This is a genomic window from Microbacterium sp., from assembly GCF_031178525.1.
In the GTDB taxonomy this organism is placed as follows: Bacteria; Actinomycetota; Actinomycetes; order Actinomycetales; family Microbacteriaceae; genus Microbacterium.
The window spans coordinates 1-16,393 of the sequence record NZ_JAPSJA010000032.1 but is presented as its reverse complement, the minus strand read 5'-3'; the positions used below and the strand labels follow the sequence as shown (position 1 = coordinate 16,393).

Here is a 16,393-nt window from a genome sequence, read left to right as displayed (position 1 = left end):
CGACACCTTCCGCGCCTCGATCGCGCAGCGCGACGGAGCCGAGGAGTGGGTCTTCTACGACGGCCCGCCGTTCGCGAACGGCCTGCCGCACTACGGCCACCTGCTCACCGGGTACGCCAAGGACCTCTTCCCGCGCTTCCAGACCATGCGCGGCAAGAGGGTCGACCGCGTCTTCGGCTGGGACACCCACGGCCTTCCCGCCGAGCTCGAGGCCATGAAGCAGCTCGGGATCACCGAGAAGAGCCAGATCGAGGACATGGGCATCGACGCCTTCAACGCCAAGGCGCGGGAGTCGGTGTTGACCTACACGCGCGACTGGGAGGACTACGTCACGCGTCAGGCGCGCTGGGTCGACTTCGAGCGCGGCTACAAGACGCTCGACACCACGTTCATGGAGAGCGTGCTGTGGGCGTTCAAGCAGCTGTTCGACAAGGGCCTCGCGTACGAGGGCTACCGCGTGCTGCCGTACTGCTGGCGCGACCAGACGCCGCTGTCCAACCACGAGCTGCGGATGGACGACGACGTCTACAAGAACCGGCAGGACCCATCGGTCACCGTCACGTTCCCGCTCACGGGCGAGAAGGCGGCTGCGCTGGGTGTCGACGGCGTGCGCGCGCTGGCGTGGACCACGACGCCCTGGACGCTGCCGACGAACATGTCCCTCGCGGTGGGCCCCGCCATCACCTACGCGGTCGTGCCCACCGGTCCGGACGGCGCGAAGGAGGGCGTGACGGGCGAAGAGTTCCTGCTCGCCGAGGAGCTGCTGGGCGGCTACGCGAAGGACCTCGGCTATGCGTCGGCGGAGGACGTGAAGGCCGCCGTGCGCACGCGCGTCAGTGGGGCCGACCTGGCCGACGTGCGGTTCGAGCGTCTCTTCGACTACTTCGCCGACACCGAGAAGTGGGGCACGCAGAACGCGTGGCGCATCCTCGTCGACGATTACGTCACGACCGGCGACGGCACGGGCATCGTCCACCAGGCCCCGGCCTACGGCGAGGACGACAAGCGGCTGAACGACGCCGCGGGCATCCCGACGATCGTCTCGCTGGGGGACGACGGACGCTTCCTCGACATGGTGACGGACGTCGCCGGGGAGCTCTGGATGGACGCCAACACGCCCCTCGTGCGCCTGCTGCGCCAGAGCGGCCGCCTGCTGCGCCTGCAGTCGTACGAGCACTCGTACCCGCACTGCTGGCGCTGCCGGAACCCCCTGATCTACAAGGCCGTGTCGAGCTGGTTCGTGCGCGTCACCGACTTCAAGGACCGCCTGCTCGAGCTCAACGAGCAGATCACCTGGGCGCCCGAGAACGTCAAGCACGGCCAGTTCGGCAAGTGGCTCGAGGGGGCGCGCGACTGGTCGATCAGCCGCAACCGGTTCTGGGGCTCGCCGATCCCGGTGTGGAAGTCGGACGACCCGAACCACCCGCGCGTCGACGCCTACGGCTCGCTCGAGGAGATCGAGCGCGACTTCGGCACCCTGCCCCGTAACGAGCAGGGCGAGGTCGACCTGCACCGTCCCTACATCGACGAGCTCACGCGCCCGAACCCGGACGACCCGACGGGCAAGAGCACGATGCGCCGGATCGAGGACGTCTTCGACGTGTGGTTCGACTCCGGGTCCATGCCGTTCGCGCAGGTGCACTACCCGTTCGAGAACGCCGAGTGGTTCGACTCGCACGCGCCGGCCGACTTCATCGTGGAGTACATCGGCCAGACGCGCGGCTGGTTCTACGTGATGCACGTGCTGTCGACCGCGCTGTTCGACCGGCCCGCGTTCTCGGGCGTCTCGTGCCACGGCATCGTGCTCGGCAACGACGGCCAGAAGATGTCCAAGTCGCTGCGCAACTACCCCGACGTGTCCGAGGTGTTCGACCGCGACGGCTCCGACGCCATGCGCTGGTTCCTGATGTCGTCGACCGTGCTGCGCGGCGGCAACCTGATCGTCACGGAGGAGGGCATCCGCGCCGGCGTGCGGGAATTCCTGCTGCCGCTGTGGAACTCGTGGTACTTCTTCGCGACGTACGCGAACGCCGCGGGCGGCCCGGAGGGCTCCGGCTACGAGGCGACATGGTCGACCTCGTCGACCGACGTGCTGGACAGGTACATCCTGGCGCGGCTCGGCGAGCTCGTGCGCGACGTCGCGACCGACCTGGACGCGCTCGACTCGACGACCGCCTCGGCGCGGCTGCGCGACTTCACCGAGGTGCTGACGAACTGGTACATCCGCCGCTCGCGCGACCGGTTCTGGACGGGCGTGGACGACGACCCGCGCAGCCGCGAGGCGTTCGACACGCTCTACACGGTGCTCGAGACCCTCACGCGCGTGGCGGCGCCCCTGGTCCCGCTCGTGGCCGAGCGCGTGTGGCAGGGCCTGACCGGCGGACGCAGCGTGCACCTGACCGACTGGCCCGATGCCGCCGCGTTCCCGGGCGCGGCCGACATCCGCGAGGCGATGGACGCCGTGCGCGAGGCCTCGAGCGTCGCGAACGCGCTGCGCAAGAAGGAGGGCCTGCGCGTGCGCCTGCCCCTCGCGAAGCTCACGGTCGTCACCGCCCACGCAGGTCTGGAGCAGTTCGAGGACATCCTGCGCGAGGAGCTCAACGTCAAGGCGGTCGAGCTCGTGGCGCTGGGCGACGACACGGCCGCCGAGTTCGGCATCTCGCACCGCCTGACGGTCAACGCCCGCGCCGCGGGCCCGCGCCTGGGCAAGCAGGTGCAGCAGGCGATCCGCGCCGCGAAGGAGGGCGACTGGTCCGAGCGCGACGGCGTCGTCACCGCGGGCGGCCTGACGCTCGAGCCCGGCGAGTACGAGCTCGTGCTCGAGACCACGGGGCGTCCCGAGGGCGAGGCGCTCGCGCTGCTGCCGACCGGCGGCTTCGTGCTGCTCGACACCACGACCACACCGGAGCTCGAGGCCGAAGGCCTTGCGCGCGACGTCATCCGCGCCGTGCAGGACACGCGCAAGGCCGCGGGCTTCGACGTGAGCGACCGGATCCGTCTGTCCCTCGCGTTCTCGGACGCGGCGGACGCGGCGGCCGTGCGCGGCGCGTTCGACGTCGCCGACGTGGCGGGCGAGACGCTCGCCCTCGAGCACGCGATCGTGGACGTCGACGACGCCGACGCGACCGGATCGGACGACAACGGGGACGCCGAGCACACGGCAGTGGTCAAGAAGGGCACGTACGCCAACAGGGGCGACTTCGCGGTCGCCGTGAGCCGGATCGGAGCAGCCGCGTGAGCGACGAGGACGACATCATCGAGGGCACGCCCCAGGACCGCCGGCGCGCCGACGCGGTGTACGAGACCCTGCTCGCGCGGGCGGGCGAGCGCTGGGTGCAGCCCCGCAAGGAGCGCACGGCGCGCGTGCTCGAGCTGCTCGACGACCCGCAGCGCACCTATCGCGTGGTGCACGTCACGGGCACGAACGGCAAGACCTCGACGAGCCGCATCATCGAGAGCCTGATCCGCGCGCACGGACTGCGCACGGGCCTGTTCACGAGCCCGCATCTCGAGCGGTTCACGGAGCGGATCCTGATCGACGGCCGCCCCATCGCCGACGCGGCCGTCGCGGACGCGTGGGACGAGATCCAGCCGTTCGTCGGCATCGTGGACGCGGAGCTCGAAGCGCAGGGCGAGGAGCGGCTGACGTTCTTCGAGCTGCTCACGGTGCTGGCGTTCGTGGCGTGCGCGGATGCCCCGATCGATGTGCTCGTGCTCGAGGTCGGGATGGGTGGCGCGTGGGACTCGACGAACACGGCCGACGGCGACGTCGCGGTGTTCGCGCCCATCGACATGGATCACGCGGATCGCCTCGGTGACACCATCGAGGAGATCGCGACCGTCAAGGCCGGGATCATCAAGGACGGCGCGCGGGTCGTCTCGGCGCGCCAGCGTCCCGAGGTCGAGCGCGTGCTGCGGCGGGTCGCGGCGGACAAGGGCGCGGAGATCGCGTTCGAGGGGGCGCAGTTCGCCCTGACGGACGACAAGCTCGCCGTCGGTGGACAGCTCATCACGGTCCGCGGCCTGGCGGGGGAGTACCCGGAGGAGTACCTGCCGCTGTACGGGCGTCACCAGGGCGCGAACGCGGCCCTCGCGATCGCCGCTGTCGAGTCGCTCATCGGGGCCGCGACGCAGCCGATCGCCGGCGCGGTGCTCACCGAGGGCCTGGCGGAGGCCACGTCTCCCGGGCGCCTGCAGCTGCTGGGCATCGACCCCACGGTGATCGTCGACGCCGCCCACAATCCGCACGGCGCCGCGGCCCTCGCCGCCGCGCTGCGTGAGGCGTTCGACTTCGACGAGTGGGGCCTCGTGCTCGGCGTGCTCGGCGACAAGGACGCGATCGGCATCCTGCGGGAGCTCGGCCCCGTCGCTGCGCACGTGTTCGCCACCGCGCCGGAGTCCGAGCGCGCCACCGATCCCGATGCGCTCGCCGACCTTGTCGAGAGCGCGGGCCTGCGCGTCACGGTGCATGCGAACCTCGGCGAGGCCGCGGATGCGGCGCGCGAGTGGGCGTCGGAATCGCCGCGCCGCGCGGTCGCGATCGCCGGATCCGTCGTGCTCGCAGGCGAAGCGGTGCGGCTGTCGCAGGACGAGGACTGGAAGGCCGGGTGGCAGCGATGAGCGAAGCGCGCAGGGCACCGCGCTATCGGCCGCTGCCGGAGAAGCTCGGGCAGGTCGTGCTCGGCTTCGAGGCGATCATCGTGTTCCTCGCGGGCCTCGTGGTCTACGGTCTGCGGGCGCTGCCGGAGACGATCGCCCCGTGGTGGGGGATCGTCGCCGGAGGCGTCGTCGCGCTGGCGATGATCGTGACTGCCGGGCTGCTGCGGCGCCCGTGGGCCTTCGCGCTCGGGTGGATCCTGCAGGTCGTCGTCGCGCTCGGCGCGATCCTCGAGCCGGCGGTCCTGATCGTGGCGCTCGTGTTCGGGTCGATGTGGGCGTATGCGACGATCGGAGGGGCGCGGATCGAGCAGCGCGTCCAGAACGAACGAGACAGCAAGGGATAAGACATGGCCACCGAAGAGACCCTCGTCCTGATCAAGCCGGACGGCGTCGCCCGCTCCCTCGTCGGATCGATCCTCGCCCGCATCGAGGCGAAGGGCTACTCGCTCGTCGACATCCGCCTTGTCGAGCCCAGCCGTGACCTGCTCGCGCAGCACTACGCCGAGCACGAGGGCAAGCCGTTCTACGAGCCGCTGCTCGAGTTCATGATGTCGGGCCCGGTGGTCGCGATCCGCGTCGCCGGCAACCGCGTGATCGAGGGCTTCCGTTCGCTCGCCGGCACGACCGATCCCACGACGGCCGCTCCGGGCACGATCCGCGGCGACTTCGGCCGCGACTGGGGTGTCGCCGTCCAGCAGAACCTCGTGCACGGCTCCGACTCGACGGAGTCGGCACAGCGAGAACTGGCCATCTGGTTCTCCTGAGCAACGTGAGGCCCCGGCGTACGCTGGGGCCTGCGTCGCCTAGAACAGGTTGTCCAAGACGTCCAGCCGCAGCTGCGCGAGCACCGCGACCAGGGCGTAGCTCACGATCGCCAGCAGCGGCAGCCAGCCCGACAGGGTTCGCGCGCCGCGGCGCAGGCGGGCGGGGGACGGGAGCGCGCCGATCGCGAGCGTGTGCAGCAGCACGGCGTAGAACGACGGGATCGTGACGAGCCACGTCACCATGCACCACGGGCAGAGGGTGCCGAGCACGTAGATGCTCTGGGAGATGAGCCACACGACGAAGCCGAAGGCGAACGTCATCCCGGCCAGGAACAGCAGCCAGAACCAGCGCGCGAACCGCGCGCCCGCGAGGATCGCCACGCCGACCACGATCGGAGCGACCCAGCCGGTGAGGCCGAGGATCGGGTTGGGGAACCCGAAGACCGATCCCTGCGACGACTCGAGGTTCGCCGTGCACTGCACGAGCAGGCTGAAATCGCATGCGGCGGTGGCGGCCGGATCCATCAGCAGATGGAAGCGCTCCATCGTCAGGGAGTAGGCCGCCCACCATCCCACGACGCCGGCGATCACGAGCCAGACGGCGAGGGCGACGGGGCGGGTGCGGGTCTGGGTCACCGGCCCATTCTCTCCCGCGCGGCCTGTGACACGGATGCGCGGGGCGCCCCTGCGTGCGATGTGCGCGTCGGTGATGCGATAATGACCTGTGACGCACCCGCGGCCGCGCCGCGACCGCGTCGATTGAAGACTTCGGGGCAAGGGATGCCCCGCGCGACCAGAGCCATGAGCCGGTCGCAGGCCGAAAGAGTTCGCGGTCCCGTCGAGTGCGGTACCGCCAGAGATTTCCGGGCGACGCGCGGATGTCCGCCCGCAGGGAGCACGCCAGAGATGGCTGAACAGAACAATGATCAGGACGAGCGCACCTTCGACGAGGCTGCGGACGCCGTAGCGTCCGAGTCGGGACAGCCCCTGGGCGAGGAGCCTCAGGCTCCCGAGCAGCGGTTCGAGGACCAGGCGACCGACGAGCCCGCGGGCGAGCAGCCCGCCGCAGAGCCGTCGGCCGCCGAGGAGCCTGCCGACGAATCTCCCGCCGGCGAGTCGCAGGACCGACCGGAAGAGCGCGGGGCCGAGGCGACGACCGAGGCCGGCGTCGAGCTCGCTCCCGAGTCGCAGAGCAAGGCCGAGGTGGAAGCCGAAGCGCCCGCGCAGGCTGAAGCGCCCGCTCAGGCCGAGCCCGCTCAGGCCGAGCCCGCTCAGGCCGAAGAGCCCGCTCAGGCTGAGCCCGCGGCTCCGACCGAGCCCACGGCTCAGACCGAGCCCGAGACCTCCGCCGAGGCTGAGGCTGAGGGTCCGGCCGACCCGGAGACCCCCGAGCTTCCGACCGCCGTGAGCCTGGGGCTTCTGCCCGAGGAGTTCGTGTCGCAGGTCTCGACGGCGCTGCACTTCTACGCGCCCGACGTGCAGCCGCTCCCGGCGCTGCCGGCGGCTCCCGAGGAGCCCGCCGCAGGCCGCTCGTCGCGTCGCCGTCGTCGTCGCGGTGGTGGAGAGGGCGAGGCCGATACCCCGGCCGCGCCGGCCGAGGAGAGCACGGGACGCCGCCGTCAGCGCGTCGTCGAGGTCGTGACCGAGCCGCAGCGCATCAAGGGCTCCACGCGCCTGGAGGCCAAGAAGCAGCGCCGTCGTGACGGCCGCGAGGCCGGTCGTCGCCGCCCGGTCGTCACCGAGGCCGAGTTCCTCGCCCGCCGCGAGGCCGTCGACCGTCAGATGATCGTGCGCTCCAAGAGCGGACGCGTCCAGATCGCGGTGCTCGAGGACAACGTGCTCGTCGAGCACTACGTCGCGCGCAGCCAGGATGCGTCGCTGATCGGCAACGTCTACCTCGGCCGCGTCCAGAACGTGCTGCCGAGCATGGAGGCCGCGTTCGTGGACATCGGCCGCGGCCGCAACGCCGTGCTCTACTCCGGTGAGGTCGACTGGGACTCGGTCGAGACCGGCAACCAGCCCCGCCGCATCGAGCTCGCGCTCAAGCCCGGCGACAAGGTGCTCGTGCAGGTCACGAAGGATCCGGTCGGTCACAAGGGCGCCCGCCTCACGAGCCAGATCTCCCTGCCGGGCCGCTACCTCGTGTACGTGCCGGGCGGCGCCATGAACGGCATCTCGCGCAAGCTCCCCGACACCGAGCGGTCGCGGCTGAAGAAGATCCTCAAGGAGGTGCTGCCCGAGTCGTCCGGCGTCATCGTCCGCACGGCCGCGGAGGGCGCGACCGAGGACCAGCTGACGCGGGACGTCAACCGCCTCACGTCGCAGTGGTCGCACATCAACTCGCTCGTCGAGAAGGGCAACGCCCCGAGCCTGCTGCACAGCGAGCCGGACCTGCTGGTCAAGATCGTCCGCGATGTCTTCAACGAGGACTTCACGAAGATGCTGATCCAGGGCGAGGACGCGCAGCAGACCATCACGAGCTACCTCGAAGGCGTCGCGCCGGACCTGCTCGATCGGATCGAGAAGTACGAGGACGAGCAGGACCCGTTCGACGCGTACCGCATCACTGAGCAGATCGAGAAGGCCCTCGACCGCAAGGTCTGGCTGCCTTCCGGCGGATCCCTCGTGATCGACCGCACCGAGGCGATGACGGTCGTCGACGTCAACACCGGCAAGTTCGTCGGCTCGGGCGGCAACCTCGAGGAGACCGTCACCAAGAACAACCTCGAGGCGGCCGAGGAGATCGTGCGCCAGCTGCGCCTGCGCGACATCGGCGGCATCATCGTGGTCGACTTCATCGACATGGTGCTGGAGTCCAACCGCGACCTCGTGCTGCGCCGCCTGGTGGAGTGCCTGAGCCGCGACCGCACGAAGCACCAGGTCGCAGAGGTGACGTCGCTCGGCCTCGTGCAGATGACCCGCAAGAAGCTGGGCCTGGGGCTGCTCGAGACCTTCAGCGAGGCCTGCGAGGTCTGCGCCGGCCGCGGCGTCATCGTGCACCACGACCCGGTCGCGAAGCACCGCCCCAGCGGGGGCGGGAACGGCGGCGGATCGGGATCCGGTCGGCGCTCGCGGGGCGGCTCCTCGAACGGCAACGGCGGCAATGGGAACGGCAACGGCCAGCCCTCGTCCGCGGCCGCGAGCGTCACGGGCACGCACGTGATCACGGAGGGTGTGAAGTCGGCGCTCGCGCAGATCGCCGCCTCCACCATCCATCCGGCGGAGAAGGCCGAGGCGCTCTCGGAGGTCGCGATCGAGCTGCCAGAGGGTCCGCGCACGCCCGCGAAGCAGGAGGTGTCGAAGGACGCCCCGGAGGGCGGCTCGCGCGCGGACCGGCCGAAGAAGGCGCGCCGCAAGCGTCAGCAGGCCGAGCAGCCGAAGACGTCGGCCGAGACGCTGCTCGACTCCGTGCTCAATGCGCTGCCGGAGCCGAAGGCGCCGGGCCAGGGTCGCAGCCGCAGCCGTCGGGTCACCACCGCGGCGCTCACCGGCACGGCAGTGCCGGTCACGCCTGTGGCCTCCTCGGAGGACTGACCCCGCGAGCGACGCGGGCTAGAGCCCGCGTCGCTCGCGCGCCGTCACGCGCAGCCCCGACGCGATCAGCGCCCGGACGAGATCCTTGCCCGAGACGTGCCGTGCGCCCGCCTCGATCAGCCTTGGGACGGCATCCTCCGGCACGTCGTAGTGATCGCGATCGAATGAGCGCGCCGGGATCCCGGACGCCGCGGCGAAGTCGTGCAGCTCGCGCAGGTCCGCGTCGCTCACGAGGTGGGCCCAGAGCCGCCCGTGCGCGGGCCAGACCGGATCGTCCACCAGGATCGCCATCCGACGATCGTATCCGCGCCCGGCCGCGCCGCTCCGCCTGCGACGCGCCGGGCTCCCCGCTTTGCCGGATTCCCGTCGGATCGGGTAGAGTATTCCTTTGGTGCGTCCCCTGTGTCGTGCGCCCTGGATGGCGGCGCGACGAAAGTCTTGCAGACGCCCCTCGCGGCCAGCGAGAGCAAGCGAAGTCTTTCCGTGAGATACCGGAGCCGGACGAGGCTCCCCAATGAAAACAGGTGTGAAGTGGTTTACGCAGTTGTGCGCGCCGGTGGCCGGCAGGAGAAGGTCGAGGTCGGCACCATCGTTCAGCTCGACCGTGTGCAGGCTGCCGCGGGCGAGACGATCGAGCTGCCCGCCGTCCTCTTCGTCGACGGTGACAACGTGACGACCGACGCTGAGAAGCTCGCGAAGGTCAAGGTCACGGCCGAGGTCGTCGGCAACCTGCGCGGTCCGAAGATCGTCATCCAGAAGTTCAAGAACAAGACCGGCTACAAGAAGCGTCAGGGCCACCGCCAGGAGCTCACGCGCGTCAAGATCACCGGCATCAAGTAAGTCCCAGAGAGCAGAGGCTGAGCAATGGCACACAAGAAGGGCGCGAGCTCCACTCGCAACGGTCGCGATTCCAACGCCCAGCGACTGGGCGTGAAGCGCTTCGGCGGTCAGGTCGTCAGCGCGGGCGAGATCCTCGTCCGTCAGCGTGGCACCCACTTCCACCCGGGCGCCAACGTCGGTCGCGGTGGCGACGACACGCTGTTCGCCCTCGCCGCCGGTGCGGTCGAGTTCGGCAACAAGGGCGGCCGCAAGGTCGTCAACATCGTCGCGGGCGAGTAGCACTCCTCGGGCGGGTGCCGCAAGCGGCGCCCTCCACCCGGCGGTCAATACCTTTTGTTGGACGGGGCGAGCTTCGGCTCGTCCCGTCCTTCTGTTTCTGAGAGTCTGTGGGGATCATGGTCACGTTCGTCGATGAGGTGACGCTTCATCTGCGCGCCGGTAAGGGCGGCAATGGCTGCGTCTCCGTGCACCGCGAGAAGTTCAAGCCGCTCGGCGGCCCGGACGGCGCGAACGGGGGCGACGGCGGCGACATCATCCTCGTCGCCGATCCGCAGACCACCACGCTGCTGAGCTACCACCACTCGCCGCACCGCTCGGCGGGCAACGGCGGCTTCGGCATGGGTGACATGCGCTCGGGCGCGCAGGGCGAGGACCTCGAGCTGCCGGTGCCGGTGGGCACCGTCGTGAAGGATCCGTCCGGCGAGGTGCTCGTCGACATGATCGAGCCCGGCATGCGCTTCGTCGTCGCCCCGGGTGGACGCGGCGGTCTCGGAAACGCCGCTCTCGCGTCGCCCAAGCGCAAGGCTCCCGGCTTCGCGCTGCTCGGCACGCCGGGCTGGGAGGGCGACGTCGTCCTCGAGCTCAAGACCGTCGCCGACGTGGCGCTCGTGGGCTTCCCGTCCGCGGGCAAGTCGAGCCTGATCGCGGCGATCTCGGCCGCTCGGCCGAAGATCGCCGACTACCCGTTCACCACGCTTCACCCGAACCTCGGCGTCGTGCAGGCCGGCGACGTGCGCTTCACGGTGGCGGATGTGCCCGGCCTGATCGAGGGTGCGAGCGAGGGCCGTGGGCTGGGACTGGAGTTCCTCCGTCATGTCGAGCGCTGCACGGCGCTCGTGCATGTGCTCGACTGCGCCACGCTCGAGCCCGGCCGTGACCCGCTCAGCGATCTCGAGGTCATCCGCGCCGAGCTCGGCGCATATCCGGTGCCGGAGGGGCAGACGCCGCTGCTGGAGCGCCCGCAGCTCGTCGTGCTGAACAAGACCGACGTGCCCGAGGCCGAGGAGCTGGCCGCCTTCGTGCGTCCCGACCTCGAGGCGCAGGGCTACCGCGTGTTCGAGATCTCGACCGTGGCCCGCAAGGGACTGCGGGAGCTGACCTTCGCGATCGGCGAGATCATCGACGCGCACCGCAAGGCGCAGCCCGCCGCGCCCGAGAAGCCGCGCGTGGTGATCCGGCCGAAGGGCTCCCAGAAGGAGTTCGAGATCCGCGTCGAGGGTGGCACGTACGGCAACGTCTACCGCATCCTCGGCGAGAAGCCGACGCGGTGGGTGCAGCAGACCGACTTCCAGAACGAGGAGGCCGTGGGCTTCCTGTCCGACCGCCTCGACAAGCTGGGGGTCGAGGACGAGCTGTTCCGCGCGGGAGCCGTGCCGGGATCCACCGTCGTGATCGGCGAGGGCGACTCGGTCGTGTTCGACTGGGAGCCGTCGATCGGCTCGGCCGCCGAGCTCATCCAGGCGCCGCGCGGCACCGATCCCCGTCTGATGCAGGGCGGACGACGCACGAGCAACGAGCGGCGCGAGCAGTATCACGCGCGCCAGGACGCGCGCGCGGCCGCCCGCGCGGAGGCCGACGAGCTGCGCAGGGCGCGCCGCGACGACGTCGCCGAGGGCGACGAGTGACGGCGCACGACCGCGCGGGCCTCGCCGACGCCCGGCGCATCGTCGTGAAGGTGGGCTCGTCCTCGATCAGCGGTGAGGCGTCATGGCGCATCCCCATGCTGGTGAAGGCGCTGGCCGACGCGCATCGCCGCGGCGCCGAGGTGCTGCTGGTGTCGTCCGGCGCGATCGCGACGGGTATGCCGTTCCTCGACCTCGATGCGCGTCCGACCGACCTCGCCACCCAGCAGGCCGCGGCAGCGGTCGGGCAGAACGTGCTCGTGTTCCGCTACCAGGAGGCCCTGCGGCCTTTCGGCATCGTGGCAGGGCAGGTGCTGCTGACCGCGGGCGACCTCGAGAACCCCACGCACCGCAGCAATGCGCAGCGCGCGATCGAGCGGCTGCTCGGGTTGCGCATCCTGCCCATCGTGAACGAGAACGACACGGTCGCGACGCAGGAGATCCGCTTCGGCGACAACGACCGGCTCGCCGCGCTCGTCGCGAAGCTCGTGTCGGCGGACGCGCTGGTGCTGCTCAGCGACATCGCGTCGCTCTACACGAAGCCGCCCAGCGAGCCGGACGCCGAACCGCTCGACGTGATCGCGCACGACGCTGACCTCAGCGATCTGGAGTTCGGCTCCACTGTCGTCAACAGCGTTGGCACCGGGGGAGCGGCCACGAAGGTCTCCGCCGCACGTCTCGCCGCGGGCGCCGGCATCGGCGTGCTCGTGACGAGCGCGGACCTCGTCGCCGACGCCCTGTCGGGAGCGCGGGTCGGCACCTGGTTCGAGCCGTCTCCGGCTGCGGTGCCGCTCGGTACACTCTCCGAATAGCCGCGTCCCGCCCGAAGGGGCTCTTCCGGACGCGCCGCGCCCATCCTGAACCCAGCGGAGACAAGCGCCATGAGCATCGTGGAGACCCCGGACGTCGCCGTCGACACCCCGCAGGATCGCCTGCGTCTCGCGAAGGACGCCGCGCGCGTCACCGCGCGTCTGACGAGCGGCCAGAAGGCGGACGCGTTGCACGCGATCGCCGATGCGCTGGTGGCGCACGCCGACGAGATCATCGCGGCGAACGCCGACGACCTCGCGCGCGGCGAACGCGACGGCATCGGGGCCGGTCTGCTCGACCGCCTGCGGCTGGATGCCCGGCGCGTCGCCGGTCTGGCCGACGCCGTGCGCGAGATCGCGGCACTGCCGGATCCGGTCGGCGAGATCGTGCGCGGTCACCGCATGCCGGGCGGGGTCAACCTCGAGCAGGTGCGCGTGCCGTTCGGGGTGGTGGGAGCGATCTACGAGGCTCGTCCCAACGTGACCGTCGACATCGCGGCGCTCGCCCTGCGCTCCGGCAACGCGGTCGTGCTGCGCGGCGGCAGTGCGGCGCTGTCCTCGAACAGCTCGCTGGTCGCGGTCATGCGCGATGCGCTCGAGGCGCAGGGCGTCAGTCCCGAGGCCATCCAGTCGGTCGACGCGTTCGGGCGCGACGGCGCCAGGGCGCTGATGCACGGGCGGGGCTACATCGACGTGCTCGTGCCGCGCGGCAGCGCCGGGCTGATCGAGACCGTGGTGACCGAGTCCACCGTGCCGGTGATCGAGACGGGGGCCGGCAACGTCCACATCGTGCTCGACGAGACCGCGCCGGACGACTGGGCACGCGACATCGTCGTGAACGCCAAGGTCCAGCGCCCCAGCGTCTGCAACGCCGCTGAGACGGTCCTCGTGCTGCGCAGCGCGGCCGAGCGGCTCGTCGCGCCCGTGGCCGCGGCGCTGCAGGCGGAGGGCGTCACGGTGCACGGCGACGAAACCGTCCGCGCGCTCGCCCTCGGTGTCCAGCCGGCGACCGAGGAGGATTGGGCGACCGAGTACCTGAGCCTCGACATCGCCATGCGCGTCGTGGACACGCTCGATGACGCGCTCGCGCACATCCGGCAGTACTCGACGGGGCACACCGAGGCGATCGTCACGGCGGACGTGCGCAACGCGGAGCGTTTCCTCGCCGAGGTCGACTCGGCCGTGGTGCTCGTCAACGCGTCGACGCGTTTCACGGACGGAAGCGAGTTCGGCTTCGGCGCCGAGGTCGGCATCTCGACGCAGAAGCTTCACGCCCGCGGTCCGATGGGGCTTCCGGAGCTGACGAGCACGAAGTGGCTCGGCCGTGGCGCCGGTCAGGTCCGCGTCTGAGAGATAAGCTGGTCGGGCACGTTCTCTACACCCGTGCCACAACCTGAACGGAGCACGAATGCACCTCGCCGCAGCGCTTGCCGTCGCCGCAGCCGCCGAGTCGCACCACGAGGGCAACGTCATGCTGTTGACGCTGCCCGCCGGCCTCATCGCGGCCGCCGTCTTCACGCTGCTGGGGGTCGTGACCGCGTCGTACCGCAACGTCTCGAACCGCCACGCCGACCCGGCGCAGGTGCACGCGGCCGAGGGCCGTCCCGAGCACGAGACGGGTCACGGCCACTAGGTCGTCCTTGTGACGGTGCAGCGGAGGCCGCCGCGGATCGGGGTGATGGGCGGGACGTTCGATCCCATCCATCACGGTCACCTCGTGGCCGCGAGCGAGGTCGCGCAGTCGTTCGACCTCGACGAGGTCGTGTTCGTGCCGACCGGGCAGCCCTGGCAGAAGCAGGAGGTCTCGCCCGCCGAGCAGCGCTACGAGATGACGGTGATCGCGACCGCCTCCAATCCGCGCTTCACGGTGAGCCGGGTGGACGTCGACCGCGAGGGCCTCACGTACACGGTCGACACGCTGCGCGACCTCAAGGCCGAGCGTCCCGAGGCCGAGCTGTTCTTCATCACCGGCGCGGACGCCGTGGCGCAGATTCTCAGCTGGAGGAACCACGATGAACTGTGGGATCTCGCCCACTTCGTCGCGGTGTCGCGCCCCGGTCACGTCCTCGACATCCAAGGGCTGCCGAGCGGTGAGATCAGCCAGCTCGAGATCCCCGCTCTGGCGATCTCGTCGACCGACTGCCGCGACCGCGTGAGCCGCGGCCACCCGGTCTGGTACCTCGTGCCGGATGGGGTCGTGCAGTACATCGCGAAGCATCATCTGTATCGGAGCAACGCATGAGCACACCGGACGAGCTGTCGCAGCCGCTGACGCGCCGTCAGCTGCGCGAGCTGAAGCTGACCGGTCAGACGCCTGTCATCAGCGCGGAGGAGATCGAGGCCGCGAGGGCAGCACGCGACGCGGAGGACGGGCGCGCCACCGGCGACGCCGAAGTCGGCTCGCCAGAGGATGCCGAGGTCGTGGAGGCCGCCGTCGTCGAGCCCGCTCCGGCTGAATCGTCGGCCGCTCAGCCGACGGTCGCGGGGGACGTCGTCGAGGCCGACGTGGTCGAGGAGCCGACCGCTGAGCGACCCGAAGTCGTCGCCGCGCAGGTCGAGGAGGTTGCGGCGCTCGACGCTGCGGCTCGGGAGTCGTCCGCGCCGTCCGTGCCCACGGATGGCTCGCGCCCGCTGACGCGCCGCGAGGTGCGCGAGCAGGAGCGCATCCGCACGGCCCAGTTCTCGGTCGTGCCGCCTGACGAGGCCGAGCCCGCCGGGGTCGAGTCCGCTCACGAGACGGAGCCCGCGGCGCCCGAGTCGGCGGAGGCCGAGTCGGCTGCCGCCCAGTCCGCCGAGCGGGAGTCCGGTGAGGACGAGCCGAACCTCGCCGCGATCGAGACGAAGATCGTCGGCGAGAACGAGACCTCGGTGCTGTACGAGGTCGTTGAGGTCCCGTTCGAGCACGCTGCCGCGCAGGCGGAAGAGTCCGAGTCCCAGGCCCAGGAGCCCGTGCCGTTCGAGCGCGAGCTGCCGGTCGCCCACCTCGTGTACGAGGACACCGCCGAGCCGGCGAGCGCCGAGCCCCGGCCCGACGAGGAGTTCGCCGAGTCGCGGGTCGAGACCGTGTATGTGCCGGAGGACGCGCCCGTCGCGGACGAGCCGGACCAGCGCCCGACCGTCGCGCCCGCGTTCGGCGCGTCGCTGCTGAAGGAGCCTGCGGCTGAGCAGCCCGCGTCGTTCGAGGAGATCCTGTCGCACTCGAACGACTCGAGCGGCACCTCCACCGCCGCGAGCGCGCTGATCCTCGCCGCCGATCCGGGGTCCATCCCGCTGTCGGCGCCGATCGACGCGACCGGCGAGATCCTGATCACGAGCACGCATGCACTGCCCGACGGTTTCGGGTCGCGCGGTCACGCCGCCGGCACGACGGACGGCAAGGAAGTGGACGTCGTGCTGATCGACGGCGAGCTGCCGCTCGCGTCGTCGCCGACGCCGATCGCCGCGAGCGACGCGGTGAGCACCTCGAAGAGCCCAGCGGAGGTGATCCGCCCGCCGGCACCGGAGAAGACGCACCGCCTCACCCTGATCCTCGGCATCGCGGCGGGCGTGCTGGGCGTCGCTCTCATCGGCGTGGTGGTCGCCGCCTTCATGAATGGACTCCTCGGCTGATGGCCTCTCCCGAATCGCTGACAATGCTCGAGATCGCCGCGGCCGCGGCGGATGCGAAGGGCGGCGAGGATCTCGTCGCCCTCGACGTGTCCGAGCCCCTGCCGCTCGTCGATGTCTTCCTGCTCGTGACCGGACGCAGCGAGCGCAACGTCGCCGCGATCGCGGACGAGATCGAGGACAAGCTCAACGAGGCCGGCCACAAGCGCCTGCGTCGTGAGGGCCGCGCCGAGTCGCGCTGGGTGCTGCTCGATTTCGGCGACCTCGTCGTGCACGTCTT

General features: G+C 70.8%; 16 protein-coding genes. 14 read left to right on the top strand and 2 right to left on the bottom strand.

What is annotated here, in order from left to right:
• From ileS to ndk, 4 genes are all read left to right on the top strand, one after another.
• The coding region (gene ileS, locus RIF89_RS04090; protein WP_309067871.1) for an isoleucine--tRNA ligase at positions 1–3,238 on the top strand (3,238 nt) is incomplete at its 5' end.
• Entirely contained in the window at positions 3,235–4,620 is a 1,386-nt protein-coding gene (locus RIF89_RS04085) for a glutamate ligase domain-containing protein (protein WP_309067870.1), read from the top strand. The genes ileS and RIF89_RS04085, both read left to right, overlap by 4 nt.
• Positions 4,617–5,003 (top strand): DUF4233 domain-containing protein, encoded by a 387-nt coding sequence (locus RIF89_RS04080; RefSeq protein WP_309067869.1) that lies wholly within the window; start codon positions 4,617–4,619, stop codon positions 5,001–5,003. Before RIF89_RS04085 ends, RIF89_RS04080 begins: the two co-directional genes overlap by 4 nt.
• Positions 5,004–5,006: 3 nt before the next feature.
• Positions 5,007–5,423 (top strand): nucleoside-diphosphate kinase, encoded by a 417-nt coding sequence (gene ndk, locus RIF89_RS04075; protein WP_309067868.1) that lies wholly within the window; start codon positions 5,007–5,009, stop codon positions 5,421–5,423.
• 39 nt (positions 5,424–5,462) lie between these two features.
• Here ndk and RIF89_RS04070 read toward each other — a convergent pair whose 3' ends face one another.
• The gene (locus RIF89_RS04070) at positions 5,463–6,059 is read right to left on the bottom strand and encodes a vitamin K epoxide reductase family protein (protein WP_309067867.1); all 597 of its coding nucleotides are present in this window, start codon (positions 6,057–6,059) and stop codon (positions 5,463–5,465) included.
• A gap of 270 nt (positions 6,060–6,329) precedes the next feature.
• Between RIF89_RS04070 and RIF89_RS04065 the strand changes: the two genes are divergently transcribed.
• Positions 6,330–8,957 (top strand): Rne/Rng family ribonuclease, encoded by a 2,628-nt coding sequence (locus RIF89_RS04065; protein WP_309067866.1) that lies wholly within the window; start codon positions 6,330–6,332, stop codon positions 8,955–8,957.
• A gap of 18 nt (positions 8,958–8,975) precedes the next feature.
• On the opposite strand, the gene RIF89_RS04060 is transcribed toward RIF89_RS04065, so the two are convergent.
• Complete coding sequence (locus RIF89_RS04060; RefSeq protein WP_309067865.1) at positions 8,976–9,248, bottom strand: DUF4031 domain-containing protein; 273 nt, start codon at positions 9,246–9,248, stop codon at positions 8,976–8,978.
• Between the two features lie 240 nt (positions 9,249–9,488).
• Here RIF89_RS04060 and rplU point away from each other — a divergent pair, with 240 nt between their 5' ends.
• The 9 genes from rplU to rsfS form a co-directional block, all read left to right on the top strand.
• Positions 9,489–9,797 (top strand): 50S ribosomal protein L21, encoded by a 309-nt coding sequence (rplU, locus tag RIF89_RS04055; protein WP_203135253.1) that lies wholly within the window; start codon positions 9,489–9,491, stop codon positions 9,795–9,797.
• A 24-nt stretch (positions 9,798–9,821) separates the two neighbouring features.
• Positions 9,822–10,076 carry a 50S ribosomal protein L27 gene (rpmA, locus tag RIF89_RS04050; protein WP_055991412.1) on the top strand — a complete coding sequence of 85 codons (255 nt, stop codon included), beginning with the start codon at positions 9,822–9,824 and terminating at the stop codon, positions 10,074–10,076.
• 116 nt (positions 10,077–10,192) lie between these two features.
• A complete protein-coding gene (gene obgE, locus RIF89_RS04045) occupies positions 10,193–11,701 on the top strand; it encodes a GTPase ObgE (protein WP_309067864.1) in 1,509 nt (502 codons plus the stop codon).
• Positions 11,698–12,510 carry a glutamate 5-kinase gene (proB, locus tag RIF89_RS04040; RefSeq protein ID WP_309067863.1) on the top strand — a complete coding sequence of 271 codons (813 nt, stop codon included), beginning with the start codon at positions 11,698–11,700 and terminating at the stop codon, positions 12,508–12,510. Before obgE ends, proB begins: the two co-directional genes overlap by 4 nt.
• A gap of 69 nt (positions 12,511–12,579) precedes the next feature.
• On the top strand, positions 12,580–13,857 hold the full coding sequence (locus RIF89_RS04035) for a glutamate-5-semialdehyde dehydrogenase (protein ID WP_375294425.1): 1,278 nt from the start codon (positions 12,580–12,582) through the stop codon (positions 13,855–13,857).
• A gap of 58 nt (positions 13,858–13,915) precedes the next feature.
• Positions 13,916–14,140, top strand: coding sequence for a hypothetical protein (locus RIF89_RS04030; RefSeq protein ID WP_309067862.1), 225 nt, complete (start codon positions 13,916–13,918; stop codon positions 14,138–14,140).
• A gap of 9 nt (positions 14,141–14,149) precedes the next feature.
• A complete protein-coding gene (gene nadD / locus RIF89_RS04025; protein WP_309067861.1) occupies positions 14,150–14,749 on the top strand; it encodes a nicotinate-nucleotide adenylyltransferase in 600 nt (199 codons plus the stop codon).
• Positions 14,746–16,116: a hypothetical protein gene (locus RIF89_RS04020; protein WP_309067860.1), complete on the top strand. Its 1,371-nt coding sequence runs from the start codon at positions 14,746–14,748 to the stop codon at positions 16,114–16,116. The genes nadD and RIF89_RS04020 overlap by 4 nt, the downstream gene beginning before the upstream one ends.
• The coding region (rsfS, locus tag RIF89_RS04015) for a ribosome silencing factor (protein ID WP_309067859.1) at positions 16,116–16,393 on the top strand (278 nt) is incomplete at its 3' end. The genes RIF89_RS04020 and rsfS, both read left to right, overlap by 1 nt.